At 45.3% G+C, this 15,752-nt stretch carries 14 protein-coding genes; 8 read left to right on the top strand and 6 right to left on the bottom strand.

The window, feature by feature from the left end:
• The 4 genes from thrB to HW45_RS00665 all read left to right on the top strand — a co-directional run bounded on the left by thrB (window position 1) and on the right by HW45_RS00665 (window position 4,256).
• Complete coding sequence (thrB, locus tag HW45_RS00680) at window positions 1–963, top strand: homoserine kinase (protein WP_038223949.1); 963 nt, start codon at window positions 1–3, stop codon at window positions 961–963.
• Window positions 960–2,240 carry a threonine synthase gene (thrC, locus tag HW45_RS00675; protein WP_031493147.1) on the top strand — a complete coding sequence of 427 codons (1,281 nt, stop codon included), beginning with the start codon at window positions 960–962 and terminating at the stop codon, window positions 2,238–2,240. Before thrB ends, thrC begins: the two co-directional genes overlap by 4 nt.
• A 139-nt stretch (window positions 2,241–2,379) precedes the next feature.
• Window positions 2,380–3,177 (top strand): arylamine N-acetyltransferase family protein, encoded by a 798-nt coding sequence (locus HW45_RS00670; protein ID WP_038223948.1) that lies wholly within the window; start codon window positions 2,380–2,382, stop codon window positions 3,175–3,177.
• Between the two features lie 86 nt (window positions 3,178–3,263).
• Window positions 3,264–4,256, top strand: coding sequence for a Gfo/Idh/MocA family protein (locus HW45_RS00665; RefSeq protein ID WP_038223947.1), 993 nt, complete (start codon window positions 3,264–3,266; stop codon window positions 4,254–4,256).
• Window positions 4,257–4,331: 75 nt separating this feature from the next.
• Here HW45_RS00665 and HW45_RS00660 read toward each other — a convergent pair whose 3' ends face one another.
• Window positions 4,332–5,816, bottom strand: coding sequence for a carbon starvation CstA family protein (locus tag HW45_RS00660; RefSeq protein WP_006072910.1), 1,485 nt, complete (start codon window positions 5,814–5,816; stop codon window positions 4,332–4,334).
• A gap of 276 nt (window positions 5,817–6,092) precedes the next feature.
• Between HW45_RS00660 and HW45_RS00655 the strand changes: the two genes are divergently transcribed.
• Complete coding sequence (locus HW45_RS00655; protein WP_031493145.1) at window positions 6,093–6,434, top strand: DUF2799 domain-containing protein; 342 nt, start codon at window positions 6,093–6,095, stop codon at window positions 6,432–6,434.
• A gap of 40 nt (window positions 6,435–6,474) precedes the next feature.
• Here HW45_RS00655 and murQ read toward each other — a convergent pair whose 3' ends face one another.
• Window positions 6,475–7,407, bottom strand: a complete 933-nt coding sequence (gene murQ, locus HW45_RS00650; RefSeq protein ID WP_038223946.1) for an N-acetylmuramic acid 6-phosphate etherase — start codon at window positions 7,405–7,407, stop codon at window positions 6,475–6,477.
• 8 nt (window positions 7,408–7,415) lie between these two features.
• Window positions 7,416–8,534, bottom strand: a complete 1,119-nt coding sequence (locus HW45_RS00645) for an anhydro-N-acetylmuramic acid kinase (protein ID WP_038224064.1) — start codon at window positions 8,532–8,534, stop codon at window positions 7,416–7,418.
• 102 nt (window positions 8,535–8,636) lie between these two features.
• Here HW45_RS00645 and nagZ point away from each other — a divergent pair, with 102 nt between their 5' ends.
• Complete coding sequence (gene nagZ / locus HW45_RS00640; protein ID WP_038223943.1) at window positions 8,637–9,620, top strand: beta-N-acetylhexosaminidase; 984 nt, start codon at window positions 8,637–8,639, stop codon at window positions 9,618–9,620.
• Window positions 9,621–9,711: 91 nt separating this feature from the next.
• Here the strand turns inward: nagZ and btsR are convergent, their stop codons facing one another.
• A complete protein-coding gene (gene btsR, locus HW45_RS00635) occupies window positions 9,712–10,437 on the bottom strand; it encodes a two-component system response regulator BtsR (RefSeq protein ID WP_006072915.1) in 726 nt (241 codons plus the stop codon).
• Window positions 10,434–12,137, bottom strand: coding sequence for a sensor histidine kinase (locus HW45_RS00630; protein ID WP_038223941.1), 1,704 nt, complete (start codon window positions 12,135–12,137; stop codon window positions 10,434–10,436). Before HW45_RS00630 ends, btsR begins: the two co-directional genes overlap by 4 nt.
• Window positions 12,138–12,387: 250 nt before the next feature.
• Here HW45_RS00630 and HW45_RS00625 point away from each other — a divergent pair, with 250 nt between their 5' ends.
• Both HW45_RS00625 and tyrA read left to right on the top strand, forming a co-directional pair.
• A complete protein-coding gene (locus HW45_RS00625) occupies window positions 12,388–13,461 on the top strand; it encodes a 3-deoxy-7-phosphoheptulonate synthase (protein WP_006072917.1) in 1,074 nt (357 codons plus the stop codon).
• Between the two features lie 8 nt (window positions 13,462–13,469).
• Window positions 13,470–14,597: a bifunctional chorismate mutase/prephenate dehydrogenase gene (tyrA, locus tag HW45_RS00620; protein ID WP_038223939.1), complete on the top strand. Its 1,128-nt coding sequence runs from the start codon at window positions 13,470–13,472 to the stop codon at window positions 14,595–14,597.
• Between the two features lie 53 nt (window positions 14,598–14,650).
• Here the strand turns inward: tyrA and HW45_RS00615 are convergent, their stop codons facing one another.
• Window positions 14,651–15,658 carry a M23 family metallopeptidase gene (locus HW45_RS00615; RefSeq protein WP_038223937.1) on the bottom strand — a complete coding sequence of 336 codons (1,008 nt, stop codon included), beginning with the start codon at window positions 15,656–15,658 and terminating at the stop codon, window positions 14,651–14,653.
• Window positions 15,659–15,752 lie beyond the last annotated feature (94 nt).

Here is a 15,752-nt window from a genome sequence, read left to right as displayed (position 1 = left end):
ATGAGTGATAGCGTTGTCGTTTATGCTCCGGCCTCTATTGGTAACGTGAGTGTTGGTTTTGATGTATTGGGTGCAGCAGTCTCTCCTATAGATGGCACCCTACTTGGCGATTGCGTTGAGGTTAAGCTCGGTGATAAGCCTTTTGACCTAGCAACGAAAGGCAGCTTTGTTGATAAGCTGCCCGCTGACCCGCAAGAGAACATTGTTTACGATTGTTGGAAAGTGTACGCCCGTGAATTAGATAAGAAAGGACTAGCCCTTAAACCTGTGTTTATGACACTTGAGAAGAACATGCCGATTGGTTCTGGCTTAGGATCGAGCGCTTGCTCTATCGTCGCGGCGCTAGACGCTTTGAACCAATTTCATGGCAATCCATTAAATGAGACCGAGTTACTGGCTCTTATGGGAGAAATGGAAGGGCAAATTTCTGGTGGCATCCATTACGACAATGTGGCACCTTGCTATTTAGGCGGTGTGCAACTGATGCTGGAAGAGCTTGGTATTATTAGCCAAGAAGTGCCTTGTTTTGATGATTGGTATTGGGTGATGGCGTATCCAGGCATTAAAGTGTCAACGGCAGAAGCGCGCGAAATTTTACCTTCTCAATATCGTCGTCAAGACATCATTGCTCATGGTCGTCATCTGGCAGGGTTTATCCATGCATGTCATTCTAATCAGCCTGAATTGGCAGCAAAGATGATCAAAGATGTTATTGCCGAACCATACCGTGCTAAGTTGCTACCTGGCTTTAGTCAAGCGCGTGAATACGCGGCAACAGCGGGGGCTTTGGCAACTGGAATTTCAGGTAGTGGCCCAACGCTGTTCAGCATCTGTAAAGAAAAAGATGTGGCAGAGCGAGTGGCTCGCTGGCTAGAAGAAAATTACGTACAAAATAACGAAGGATTCGTGCACGTTTGTCGTTTAGACAAGCAGGGTTCGAAAGTAACAGGAAGTGAGCTATGAAGCTTTACAACATCAAAGAAAATGACGAGCAAGTCTCGTTTGGCCAAGCTGTCCGTCAAGGCTTAGGTCGCAACCAAGGTCTATTTTTCCCATCTGAGCTGCCTAAGTTCGATGACGTAGATGCTTTATTAGCTGAAGATTTTGTGTCGCGCAGTGCAAAGATTCTCTCTGCGCTAATTGGCGAGGAGTTGCCTGCAGAGAAAGTCAGCGAATTAGTGGACAATGCGTTCCAATTTCCGGCTCCAATCAACCAAGTGAAAGATGGTGTGTACGCACTAGAGCTTTTCCATGGTCCAACATTGGCATTTAAAGACTTTGGAGGCCGTTTTATGGCTCAGTCTTTAGCTGCGGTTTCTGATGGTGGCAAAATCACTATTTTGACAGCAACATCAGGTGATACTGGTGCGGCAGTCGCTCACGCTTTCTATGGTATGGAAGACATCAATGTCGTGATTCTTTACCCGAAAGGTAAAATCAGTCCACTTCAGGAAAAGCTGTTCTGTACGCTAGGCAAAAACATTCACACAGTGGCCATCGATGGTGACTTTGATGCTTGCCAAGCGCTCGTGAAACAGGCATTTGATGATGCGGCATTGCGTGAAGAAATTGGGTTAAACTCAGCAAACTCGATCAACATCAGTCGCTTGATGGCGCAAATTTGCTACTACTTCGAAGCGGCGGCTCAACTAAGCAAAGAGCAGCGCGAAAACCTCGTAGTATCGGTGCCAAGCGGTAACTTCGGTAACTTAACGGCAGGCCTGCTTGCGAAAGCGCTTGGATTGCCTATTAAGCGCTTTATCGCGGCAACCAATGCGAATGATACTGTGCCACGCTACCTAGAAACAGGTGAGTGGGATCCAAAACCGACAGTGGCAACAACGTCAAATGCGATGGATGTTAGTCAGCCAAACAACTGGCCGCGTATCGAAGAACTCTGCCGCCTTAAAGATTGGGGTTTGGACACGTTAGGCAAAGGGGCGGTCTCTGATGAGCAAAGTGCGGAGTCGGTTCGTGATCTTAATGCACTAGGCTACTTATGTGAACCTCATGGTGCGATTGCTTATCGAGTACTTGAAGAGCAGTTGCAACCGGGTGAAACAGGCTTGTTCTTGTGTACCGCGCATCCTGCTAAGTTTAAAGAAGTGGTCGATGATATCTTAGGTTCTGACATTGAGTTGCCTGGACCATTGGCTAAACACGCGGCAATGGAGCTGTTATCTGAAGATTTAGCTAATGACTTTGAGGCACTAAAAGCGGTGTTACGCCGAGTCCAATAGGTCTAGATGACACTAATCGCAACGCCTTGAAATTTAAGTGTGGCTGAGTAAGCACATTTAGGTTTCGGGCGTTTTTTTGTATCTGTTGTTTGCAGATTACCTAAAACAATCAACACTGCCACTATTAAAGGAGCTCAGGATGACCCCTGTTCAAATGCGTGATTATTTCGATAAGCTTGGCATTAAGAATGAGCTTAAGCCTACGGTGGCCGATATGATATCACTTCATCGTGCTCAGCATAGGACGTTGCCATTTGAAAACTTTGACGTCTTCGTTGAGCAAGGAATTAAACTTGATATTGATGCGATCTTCGAAAAACTGATACGTCATCAGCGTGGCGGCTATTGTTTTGAAGTCAATGGGTTACTGTTTCGAGTTATGGAGAGCTTAGGTTTTACCGTTAGGCCACTATTAGCACGAGTACATCTTAGCGGCGAGCCTTCGGGACGAAGCCATCAAGTGACATTGGCTACGATTGATGACCAGCAGTGGATTGTTGATGCAGGGTTCGGTGCGAATACGCCAAGAGCACCTCTGGAGCTGACATTGCATAGCGAGCAGTGTATTGACCACCAGTGTTTTCGATTTATCGAAGATGAACGCTGTGGTTATTTACTTCAAGTGAAACAGCAAGGTTGGGTGAGTCTATACAGCTTGGATATGACCTATGTATGTCGTGGCGATATTGCGTATGGCAATCATTTTACCTCGACCAGCCCAGATACTCACTTTACTAACAGTTTGATTGCAGCAAAGCCAATTGAAGGCGGCATCATTACACTACTCGATAGCACGTTAAAAATTAGAATGGGCAACGAAGAGGCGCAAGAAGTAGAACTGACTAAAGCGGACTTGGCGGAGAACGTTGACCGCCACTTTGGTATTCAGCTAGAGGCATCACAGCTTGGTAGCATCATCGCAAAACTTGGATGGTAATAGCTGACAATGTCACACCGTATGATACTTGAGTAATCGTATGACTTAGGTATGGTTGGCAAAAAACATAATGTGAAGGGTAGAGGATGTTGGAGAAAGCTCGTTGGGGTATTGCAGGTTTAGGGAAAATAGCACGTCGGTTTGCCATCGACTTAACTCAACATTCGCAATGTGGCGAATTGGTTGCGGTGGCAGCACGTGATGAAGCTAGGGCCTCGAAGTTTGCCGAAGAGTTTGAGTGCAGACGCTCGTATGGTTCCTACCAAGCATTAGCGGATGATGCCGACGTAGATGTGGTCTATATTGCGACATTGCATCCCTATCACCGAGATTTGGTGGAGCTTTTTTTAAGCGCTGGTAAGCATGTGCTGGTAGAAAAACCCGCATTTACCAATGTAAAAGATTGGGATGAAATGGCTGCGCTAGCGATACGACATGGTGTCATCTTGGCGGAAGCCATGAAGTCTGTTGTGTTTCCTGCCTACCAAGAATTAAAACAGTTTATTGTCAGCAACAATATCAAGCTAACCTCAGTACAGGCAGCATTTGGTAATTGGCATGAGTATGATGAGAACTACCAGATCTTCAATGCTCAGCAAGCCGGTGGTGCGACACTGGATGTGGGAGTGTATGCGCTGTGGTTGTACGCGGATTTATGTACATTGTGTGGCGTAACTATTGGTAAGCCCGACGTGGTCTTTTCTCAAGATAACCCTCAAGCAAAGGTGGATGAAACCGCAGAGTTTCATTTTAAATCCGGACTTCAAGGTCAGTTAGCTGCCTCAATAACACGCAATTTAGTGCGTAGTGCTGTCATTCAGGGTGAGGACTTTGAAGCGACTATTGCAGAAAAGTGGTGGAACCCGAAATCAATTCAAGTGGTGTATCGAGGTGAGACCGTATTGATAGCACCGCAAACTATCGGGACTGGCTTTGAACATGAAATTGATCATCTAAGTGGGCTGATTTTGCAAGGTGCTAAGGCCTCATCAATCCTAAAGCATGAAACCAGTCGAGCCGTCATTGGGGTGATGGAGCAAAGTCTGATTGCTGGAGGTTTGGGTTATCTTAACAAATAATCAGATAACAAATAAAAAGCGCCTTCAAGGTGAAGGCGCTTTTTTAGCTCTAAGAGCGGATAACGGGATAATCAGTTAAGCAGTTTCTGCTTTGCCTTGTGGCTTCTCTTCATCTGCAAGGTCTGTTTCACCTTTACCTTTCGACTTCTTAATCACGTAGCCAGTGATAGACAGTGAGGCAACAATACCTAGAATTGTTGACAGCTGCATTGGCAGACCGAAGCCTAGGGTTGCGTTATTCAAGATGAAGGTAATAACAACCGTCGTCATAAAGATGGCTGGAACAGTCGTTACCCAGTGCATCTTGTTGTGACGTAGTAGGTAAGCCGAGGCTGTCCATAACATCATTACTGCAGTTGTTTGGTTAGCGAAACCGAAGTAGCGCCAGATAACACCAAAGTCTACTTGAGTTAAGATGCCACCGATAACGAATAGTGGTAGAGCCATCAGTAGGCGGTTACGTAGTGTTTTCTGTTCCATGTTGAAGTATTCAGCAAGGATTAGACGGCTAGAGCGGAATGCAGTATCACCTGAAGTGATTGGCAGAATAACCACACCTAGGAAAGCAAGCACACCACCAAATACACCCAATAGGCCAAATGAAGCGCTGTACACTACGTTACCTGGACCACCATTTTTAACTGCTTCAGCTAGCGAGTCGATAGAGCCGAAGAAAGACAGAGCAAGAGCACACCAGATAAGAGCGATAACACCTTCACCGATCATTGCACCGTAGAAGACGAAGCGACCATTCTTTTCGTTTTCCATACAGCGCGCCATCAGTGGAGACTGTGTTGCGTGGAAGCCAGAGATAGCGCCGCAAGCAATAGTGATGAATAGAGCTGGCCATAACGGTAAGTCATTTGGGTTCATGTTGGTGAACATATCGCTGACTTCAAAGCCACCCATAACTTGGTGCTCGCTTGATAGTGCCACTGCGGTGATAAGACCAACAGACATGAAGATGAGCAGTGCGCCAAATAGTGGGTAGAAGCGACCAATAATTTTGTCGACAGGTACGATTGTCGCGATGATGTAATAAGCGAAGATAACCACAACCATGGTTGTCATGCTCATTGACATGCCCATTTGGTCATTCACTAGGTTAGTGATCATGCCTGCAGGTGCAGAAACGAATACCACACCAACAAGTAGCAACAAGACGATGGCAAAAATGTTCATAAAGTGTTTGGCGCCATTGCCTAAGTAACGACCGGTAATAGTAGGAACAGAAGCACCACCGTTACGTACTGAAAGCATACCTGAGAAGTAATCGTGCACTGCACCAGCAAAGATACAACCAATGACAATCCAAAGCATAGCGGCAGGACCGTATAGTGCACCCATGATTGGGCCGAAGATTGGACCAACACCAGCGATATTTAACAATTGAACCAAGTACACTTTCTTGGTCGACATTGGCACGTAGTCAACACCATCAGCTTTAGTGTGAGCTGGTGTTTGACGTTTTGTATTAATACCAAAGACCTTCTCAATGAAAGCCCCGTAGATAAAGTAGCCGCCGATCAAGGCTGCAACACAAGTTAAAAACCACAACATAACTGTTATCCCTAGTTTGTGATGACATTAAATTCTGGTAACCATTATAAAAATGATGAATTGGCTACACATCGGCTTATTCGGTTAGTGGTGGAATAGATGATTAAGTGGTCAATAACCAACTTAAGTGGTTTTATCGAAGAGTAAGTGGTCGTTTTTCCGAGTTAAGTGGCGGTAGAAAAGCGTGAAGCTCATCACTTAGTCAAGGATTGAGTGGTAAAAAACACTTAAAACTGGCATTGTGACGGCAGAGAGAGTTGGATGAAAAGGAATCTCATGAAAGCGTTTTTAGTGGCAGCATCCGCTTTGTTAATATTTGGATGCGCCAAAGGAGTGGATGACCTCGCTAAAGAGGGAAGTTGGGAACAGATTGGCTATCAAGATGGTGTGCGTGGGCAATTGTCTCGCAGTTACTCTGACCTTAATAAACTCGGCGCTGCCGTTCATTCAGAGTACGACTCGGGCTATCAAAGAGGCATTCTAGAGTTTTGTGATGCTGATTTTGCTTATCAAATCGGGTTATCTGGGCAGTATTACACTGGGGCGTGTGAAGGCTTACCCGATGGACAGCGTTTTAGAATGGAATGGCAACGCGGTTGGAATGACTATTCCCATTAAAAAATGATTTAGGAAGCTAGGGCATGACACCCTAGCTTTTTTATTCACTTTCTTGGCTCTTGCTTATTACTGCTTTTCTTAGGAAACCGTCTTGTTGATGTAACTGCTGATGTGCTTGCTGCTTATCTAATCCAGTTAGAATCATGAGAATCGACAGCTTCACGTCATATTGAGCTTCTTTTAACGTGACTTCTGCCTGTTGTTTGTTGCAATCCGTAGCCTGCATCACAATGCGCGTTGCTCTGGCGACTAACTTTGCATTGGTCGCTTTTACATCCACCATCAGGTTCTCATAGCTTTTACCTAAACGGATCATACTTGCTGTCGTGAGCATGTTGAGAACTAACTTCTGTGCGGTCCCCGATTTCAGTCTAGTGGAACCTGTCAGAGCTTCCGGACCTACCACAGGACTAATAGCTATTTGAGCGATGTTAGCAATATCAGAAGCGGGATTGCATGACAGTGCGACTGTCGTGGCACCCAATTGATTGGCGTATTCTAATGCGCCAATGACGTAAGGCGTGCGCCCACTAGCGGCGATGCCAACAACCACATCTTTTGAAGTCAGCTTATGGTCAATAAGGTCTTGTTCACCAAGAGCTGGGTCATCTTCTGCACCTTCTTTGGCTCGGAACATCGCGTCATTACCGCCAGCGATGATACCGACGACCATATCAGGGTCGGTGCCAAAGGTTGGTGGGCATTCTGATGCATCGAGTACGCCTAATCGGCCGCTGGTGCCAGCACCCAAATACAATAATCGACCACCTTGTTTAAAGGCCTTAGTGATGGCGTCTACCGCCAGCGCAATGTCTGGAATGACCTTTTCTACCGCAAGAGGCACTAGGGCATCTTGTTGATTCATGCGCGCTAGAATCTGTTGCGATGAGAGTAAATCTATATCCATGGTCTCAGGGTTTCTTCCCTCGGAGACAAGTTGAGAAAGCGCATTGAGAAGTGCGTCGTTAGTCATAGTGGTTCCTAGTCAGCTGAATAGAGTACGCCTAAAGGGACGGCTTTACTGGCGCCAGTTACTGAGGGCAAATTGCTCGGTATCTTGTTGAGATAGCAATGTGCAAGCCAAGCGAAGGCCATGGATTCCATATAATCTCCACTAATGGCTTCGCTATCGGTTGGTGCCACATTCCAGCCTTTAAGCAGTTCACTCAGGCGTTTCATTATTATTGGGTTATTTGCGCCACCGCCACACACTAAAAGCTTCGGCGCAGTACCGATGGGATAGTTCTCAATGGCATTAGTGATAGTCAGGGCGGTAAATTCGGTTAGTGTTCTGAGCACATCATGCTCGTTCATCGGCGTTGAGATGGCAGCAAGGCATTGTTTCAACCACTGTTCATGATAATGCTCGCGTCCGGTACTTTTTGGTGCAGGACGTTTTAGGTAGTCATCTTTGAGCATTTCATCTAACAAATGGGTGAGCACATTGCCTTGTGCAGCAAGCTGTGCATCTTTATCAAAAGGTTGGCAAAAAGCGTGAGAGCACCAATGATCCAAAAGCACATTTCCAGGTCCTGTATCAAAGCCAATCACCTCGCCGTTGGGCTGCAATATGGAAACATTGGAAATACCACCAATGTTTAAAATCACCTGTGTTGAGTCACTATCGGCAAATAAGTAACGATGGAATGCGGGTACTAAAGGTGCACCCTGTCCACCGAGTGCCATATCTTTACGCCGAAAGTCTCCGATCGTATCAATACCTGTAAGTGTTGCTAGGAGGTTATTGTCGCCCAACTGAGTGGTAAAGCGTATTGCACCATCTGGTTGGTGAAAGACGGTTTGGCCGTGATTGCCGATGGCTGCAATGTCGTGAGCCGTATAAGTGGTTTTACTAAGCAAAGAATTGACGGCCTCTGCATAAAGTAACCCTAGTTGGTGGTCGAGTTCGCCGATATGTTTAAGGTTGGTTTCTTGACCATGACAGATAGCAAGCACTTGAGTTTTCAGTGATTCAGGGTAGCTAAGGAAATCGCTGGCGAGTAAGTTAATTTCACGGTCTTTTATCGATATCAGTGCAGTATCGACACCATCCAAACTGGTACCCGACATTATGCCTATGTAAAGCGCTTCCTTAGTCATCATAAACTTACTCCGTTTTTACCTAGCAATATTGTAAATCAAAAATAATCAGAATAATCTCTGGAGACGCCCATTTGATAATAAATTTGCAGAGGAGCAATTATGGGACCGCTATGGCTTGATGTGGAAGGTTATGAACTGAGTGCTGAAGATAAAGAGATTCTTGAGCATCCTACCGTTGGGGGCTTGATTTTGTTTGCGCGTAACTATCATGATTCCGAGCAGCTTATTGAACTGAACCGCCAAATCCGTCAAGCGGCGAAAAAGCCCATTGTTATCGGTGTGGACCAAGAGGGGGGGCGTGTTCAACGTTTTCGAGATGGTTTTACATTATTGCCGCCAGCCGCTCGATACGCGCAATTACGTGATGAAGCGCTCGCGAACCAAGCTGGTTGGCTTATGGCAGCAGAATTGATTGCTCACGATATTGATTTGAGCTTCGCGCCTGTTCTCGACCAAGGACACCAATCTAAAGCCATCGGCAATCGTGCTTTTGGTGATAACTTTCAAACCATCGTCCAGTACAGCACAGCGTTTATGGCCGGCATGAAAGCTGCGGGTATGGCGACTACTGGCAAGCACTTCCCTGGTCACGGAGGAGTAACGGCAGATTCTCATTTCGAAACGCCAATGGACAGTCGAGACACTATCTTTGAAGATGATATGCGAATCTTCAAGGCTCACATCAAAGCGGGTGTGTTGGATGCAATGATGCCAGCTCACGTAGTGTTCCCGTATTATGATGACAAGCCTGCCAGTGGTTCGAGCTATTGGTTAAAAGAGGTACTTCGTAATCAGCTAGGTTTTAGAGGTATAGTGTTCTCTGATGATCTTTCTATGGAAGGCGCAGCTATCATGGGAGGACCCGCTGAGCGTGCGCAACAAGCGCTGGACGCAGGCTGTGATACGCTGCTTATGTGTAATAACCGTCACTACTCTATCGAGGTACTAGATAACTTACCAATTACTAAGGTGAAGCAGGCTAGTCGGATGTTGAGGAAGAAAGAGTTTAGTTTAGAAGACCTTAAGAAGAGTGCTCAGTGGAAAGCGGCGAATCACAAAATTCTGTCGTCGTTGGAAGGCTAGGAGTTGCTATTAGGATCCCCTTGCCGGTGCAGGGGGATAGCAGTTGAGGAGTGCCCAGCTTCAGCTTATCGAGATAAGCTGCTTACTTCCGTTAGTGAAAGCCTAACGTCTCTTTTAATGATTTCAGGTAGCGGCGACTCACAGGTATTGGGTGGTCACTCTGAGTAATGATCTCCGCTAACCCATTGTCTAACAGCTTAATTTCTTTAATAGCCTTGACGTTCACTAAAAACTGGCGGTGGCAACGGATCAACGGCGTTTTATCTTCGAGTACTTTAAGCGTTAGCTGCGATGTGGCCTTTTGTTCGGCAGTTTGAACATGTACACCGGAAAGGTCGCTGTAGGCAAACTCAACATCGGTAGTTGGAATAATGACGATACGGTTGTGGCCGACACAAGGGATTTGGTCGAGTGTTTGTGGTGCGAGAGTATCGATCGCTTCCAGCGTTTGTTGCTCACGTTTTTTTAGTCGCTTAACGGTTTTTTCAAGACGACACGGATCAACAGGTTTTAGTAAGTAATCGAACGCATTATCTTCAAACGCTTGGATGGCATATTGATCGTAAGCGGTGACAAAGACGACTTTCGGCATGGTATCAGGGTCGAGCATGCCAAGTAGTTCAATACCGGTGACTTGTGGCATTTGAATATCAAGAAAGACCACATCTGGTTTGAGTTGGTTAATTTTCTTGAGACCTTCAATGGCATTACTTGCCTCACCAATGATGTCAATTTGCTCGGTTTCCTCCAAGAGCTCTATTAGCTCTTCACGAGCAAATAACTCATCATCAATTACTAAAGCTGTTAACTGTGTCATGACGCAATAGCCGTCCTTTTATCTTTGCGTGTAGAAGGCGAGGGGATGATAAAGCTCATTCGCGTAAAGTGGTCTTTTTCCACTTCAATTTTTAGCGCTCCGTCACGACCAAATTGATTTGTTAGGCGTTTACCGACAATTTGCATACCTAACCCTTCATGTCCCTCCTTGGGCGCAATAAAGGTTCCGGCATTATCCTCGACGACTATCTCGCTCCCTGACTGAGTGGTGTGACTATAGATTCGAATGATCCCACCTTCAATTAAATTGGAAATACCATGCTTAATCGCGTTTTCAACCAGAGGTTGTAAAGTGAAGCTCGGTACTTCTTGTTCTAACAGTTCTGGAGCAATATCAATATCTACTTCTAAACGGTCGGTAAAACGCGCCTTTTCGATAGTGAGGTAGGCGTTAACGTGGGCTAATTCTTCTTTCAAGGTGACCGTTTCGATATTCTGTTTCAGGTTGCTACGAAAAAACTGAGAAAGATGCTGTATTAGGCTGCGCGCTTTATCAGGGTCGCGCCTAGTGATAGCGCTAATGGTGTTCAACGCATTAAACAGAAAGTGTGGGTTAACTTGTGCGTGAAGTAGCTTGATTTCTGCCTGTTTGAGTAAGGTCTGTTTGTTTATGTAGTCACCATGAAGGATCTGGCTAGAGAGCAGTTGAGCAATACCTTCAGCCATGGACATATTGATGGTTGAGAACAGCTTACGTTTGGGCTCGTATAGCTTGATAGTGCCAATTACTTCGTCTCCCGTGCGCAGTGGAATTATAAGCGCAGATCCCAATTTACAGTCTTCAGAGATTGAGCACTGGTAAGGATTCTCTTTGCCATCGAGGTAAATGATCTCGTTGTTGTTCATCGAATCGAGCGTACTTTGAGAGGAGATAGGTCGGTTAAGGTGATGATGGTCAGCGCCTATGCCGACAAAAGCCAGTATCTTGTCATGATCGGTAATGGCGACGGCACCGACATTGGTTTCTTCGTAGATAATTCGTGCAATCTTGCTGGCGTTATTGGAGTTAAAACCATGGACTAAAATGCCCACAGAGCGTTCTGCAATGTTTAATGCGCGACGAGAGAAAGTCGCTGAATATTCCTCGAAAATGGTCTTACGGTCTTGAAGAATGCTCATGAATAGCGCGGCACCGACAGAGTTGGCGATGATCATCGGAGCGGCAATATCAGAAACCAGCGCATAAGCTTGATCAAAAGGTTTAGCTACAATGAGGATGATTAGCATCTGAACCAGTTCCGCCACAAAAGTAATGTAGAAGACAACTAGGGGGTTAAATAGCTCTTCTTTTTTATCCTTTCTGAGAAAATACAGATGCATTAAACCACCGATTACCCCTTCTGCCGTAGTGGAAATCGCGCAGGCTAAATCGGTAAATCCTCCTAAGGTGTAGCGGTGTAGACCACCGGTTAATCCAACGGCAAACCCTACGATGGGACCGCCGAATAGCCCTCCCATCACCGCACCAATAGCTCGAGTATTGGCGATAGCATCGTTTATTTGTAATCCGAAGTAGGTACCCAAAATACAAAACGATGAAAACAGTACATAAATGCTGAGTTTATGACTTAAACGATTGGAGACACTAAACAGTGGAATAAAAAGCGGTGTCTTGCTCAGCATATAAGCGAGCATTAGATACACGCACATCTGCTGCAAAAGGGAGATGATTAAGTCCATAGATTACAACCAACAACGAAGTTGTATTTTATTGTATACGCAACTGACCAATCGTGGCAGTTTGTTATCATCGAACTGTTATCAAGAACTGAAGCGACAGTAATTCTTGGTGTAAAATTATATTTACATTTAATGTTTTTCAAAGTTTACGCTTGCATGTGTTTTTTATCTAGGTATATTACCAGTTAAAGCTTAGCCGGACGGTTTTAATTATAAAGTTCGGTGTAAAATAATATTTACAGGTGAGGCCATGAAGAAGAGTGAACTAAGTAATATTAATATCAGTGACGAACAGGTACTGATTACACCAGAACAACTAAAAGAAAAATTACCGTTGAGTGAAAAAGCTAGAAAGTTCATTCAAGATTCCCGTGAGACTATCGCCAACATTATTCATAAGAAAGATCATCGTCTACTTGTCGTATGTGGGCCTTGCTCTATTCATGATGTAGAAGCGGCGAAAGAGTACGCAAAGCGTTTGAAAGCGTTGTCGGAGCAGCTTAACGACCAGCTATACATTGTTATGCGTGTTTACTTTGAAAAGCCGCGTACAACGGTAGGCTGGAAAGGCTTGATTAATGACCCTCAACTGGATGGTACCTTCGATATCGAGCACGGACTGCACGTAGGGCGCGAACTCTTGGTAGAGCTTGCGGAAATGGATATTCCATTGGCGACAGAAGCGCTTGACCCGATCAGTCCGCAATACTTGGCGGATACTTTCTCATGGGCGGCAATTGGTGCACGTACAACAGAGTCACAAACTCACCGCGAAATGGCCAGTGGTCTTTCGATGCCAATCGGCTTTAAAAATGGAACCGATGGTAGTTTGGCGACAGCAATTAATGCGATGCAAGCTGCTTCATCAAGTCACCGCTTTATGGGAATTAACCGTGAAGGTCAAGTCGCCCTATTAACGACTCAAGGTAACGAAAATGGCCATGTTATCTTACGTGGTGGTAAGCAGACCAATTATGACTCAGTATCGGTCACTGAATGTGAGCAAGAGTTAGCGAAATCGAATCTTGATGCGTCATTGATGGTGGATTGTAGTCATGCTAACTCTCGTAAAGATTACCGTCGTCAACCACTAGTAGCTGAAGATGTCATTCACCAAATCCGAGAAGGCAACAAATCTATTATTGGTCTAATGATTGAGAGTCATATCAATGAAGGAAACCAAAGTTCAGATATTCCTCTAGATCAAATGAAATATGGGGTGTCGATCACCGACGCATGTATCAATTGGGATACAACTGAGGCACTATTACGTCATGCTCATAAAGAGCTTGTCCCATTCTTGGAAAATCGTATTAAGGAATAATCACGTCCATGGCTGCTGAATTGAACGCATTGCGCGACCAAATTGATGACGTCGATAAGCAAATGCTCGAGCTTCTTGCGAAGCGTCTATCCCTTGTAGAACAAGTTGGTGAAGTGAAAAGCCGTCATGGTTTGCCTATCTATGCTCCGGATAGAGAAGCTGCCATGCTAGCGTCTCGTCGTGAAGAGGCGGCGAAGAAGGGCATACCACCACAGCTAATTGAAGACATTCTGCGCCGTACGATGCGCGAGTCTTACGCGAGCGAAAAAGACTCTGGATTCAAATGTCTAAATCCAGAATTACGTTCAGTGGTTATCGTTGGTGGTAACGGTCAACTTGGTGGCCTATTTGGTAGAATGTTCAAACTGTCTGGCTACGAAGTCAAAGTACTAGGCAGCCAAGATTGGGATCGTGCAGATGAGATTCTCGATAACGCTGGTTTGGTTGTTGTCACTGTGCCGATTCACCTCACTGAGGGTGTGATTGAAAAGCTAAATGCGTTACCGAAAGATTGTATCCTTTGTGATTTAACATCGATCAAATCTAAACCTTTGAACTCAATGCTTGATATTCACAAAGGTCCCGTTGTTGGTCTTCACCCGATGTTTGGTCCTGATGTACCAAGCCTTGCGAAACAGGTGATTGTTTACTGTGATGGCAGAGGTGAGAGCGAATACCAGTGGTTGTTGGAGCAGTTCAAGATTTGGGGCGCAAGTTTGTGTCAGATTTCTGCAGAGCAGCATGATAAAGGCATGACGCTTATCCAAGCGCTTCGTCACTTTACCTCGTTTGCTTACGGTCGCCACTTAAGTCAGCAGAACCCAGATTTAGATACGTTAGTTAAACTCAGTTCACCTATCTACCGACTCGAGTTGGCGATGGTGGGTCGATTATTTGCTCAAGACCCAAGCTTATACGGTGACATTATTATGTCTTCAGAAGAGAACATTGAGATGATCAAGTGCTTCCATAAACAGTTTGGAGAAGCATTAGCACTGCTTGATAGCAAAGATAAAGATAAGTTCATCTCTGAGTTTAATGAAGTTAGCGAGTGGTTTGGTGATTATTCACAGCAGTTTATGTCCGAGAGTCAGAACCTACTGAAGCAGGCTAACGATGCCATACATCGCGGTTAAATGCGGGCGATGAAAGAACCAATTAAAAAACGCAGCGAAGTTGCTGCGTTTTTTTAGTTTGTCTGTTCACTTGTTTCGCTGGTGGTGTCTTCGGTAACGGCAGTTTTAATCGAAGAATCCACATAGGGTGCATTAGTTAGGTTTATTTGTAGCTTAACCACGCTACCGACAAGATCAATCAGCGGTGCCCATTGCACTTTCTTTTCTTTCTCGAACACGTAATCGAAGTTCTCAGGGCTCCAATCGATGAAGTACTGAGGGTTAAGTGTGCGCCCTAAAAAGCGTACTTCATAGTGAAGGTGTGGTCCGGTTGAATTACCACTATTTCCACACGTAGCGATGACGTCTCCTTTGCTGACGAACTGCCCACTCTTAGCTTTAAACTTATGTAAGTGAGCGTAAGAGCTCATAAAACCAAATGAATGGCGCACCGTCATATAGTTACCATAGCCTTGACGGCTTGGTCTTACCGTTTCAATAACGCCATCGGCTGGCGCTAAGATTTGTTCACCTGTTTTACAGGTTAGGTCGATACCAGTATGTAACTGGCGTTTACCAGATATAGGGTTAGTACGTCGTCCATAAGACGAGGAAACGCGCTGATAAGTAACCGGGCTGTCATTGGGAATTAAGCGCAGCATTGTGGCACGAACCGCGGAGTCAATGGCGGCCGCATCAATACGCTCCGCTAATGGCATTTCCGCATCGTAGAGCTCTTCATCGGTGAGACCAAGAACTGTTTCCACGTCATTAACTCGTTTGCTCAGGAGTTGGAGCTCATCACGTTTCTCTTCAAGTTCTTGAGAAAGATCGTGAGTGACATTGACTTGTTCTTCCAGTTTAGCTTCAAGTAGCGCTTTTTCTTGCTGTAGATCCGTCAGAGACACTTCAGTAGATGACAGCTGTGTTTGAGATTGGTTATAGGAATAACCGACTAAGCCCAAGGCAACAGGAAAGGCTGCAGCGAAGAGGATGGCAGTGTAAGTACGCTTTCGTCCTAAACGCAGAGTTCGTTTCTTTCCTTGTTCATTCGGTATTACTACCTTGATTCTATTCGGCATAGTGATTATCGCTACACCACATTTGTCTATGAAATGTGGTGATTTTTCAGTTAATTTCGTTATTTTGTGGGTGAAAATCACAAAAAAGAGGGCG

Source organism: Vibrio sp. ER1A, from assembly GCF_000733315.1.
In the GTDB taxonomy this organism is placed as follows: domain Bacteria; phylum Pseudomonadota; class Gammaproteobacteria; order Enterobacterales; family Vibrionaceae; genus Vibrio; species Vibrio mediterranei.
Note: the sequence above shows the minus strand (reverse complement) of the source record. Positions and strands in the feature narration are given on the sequence as shown.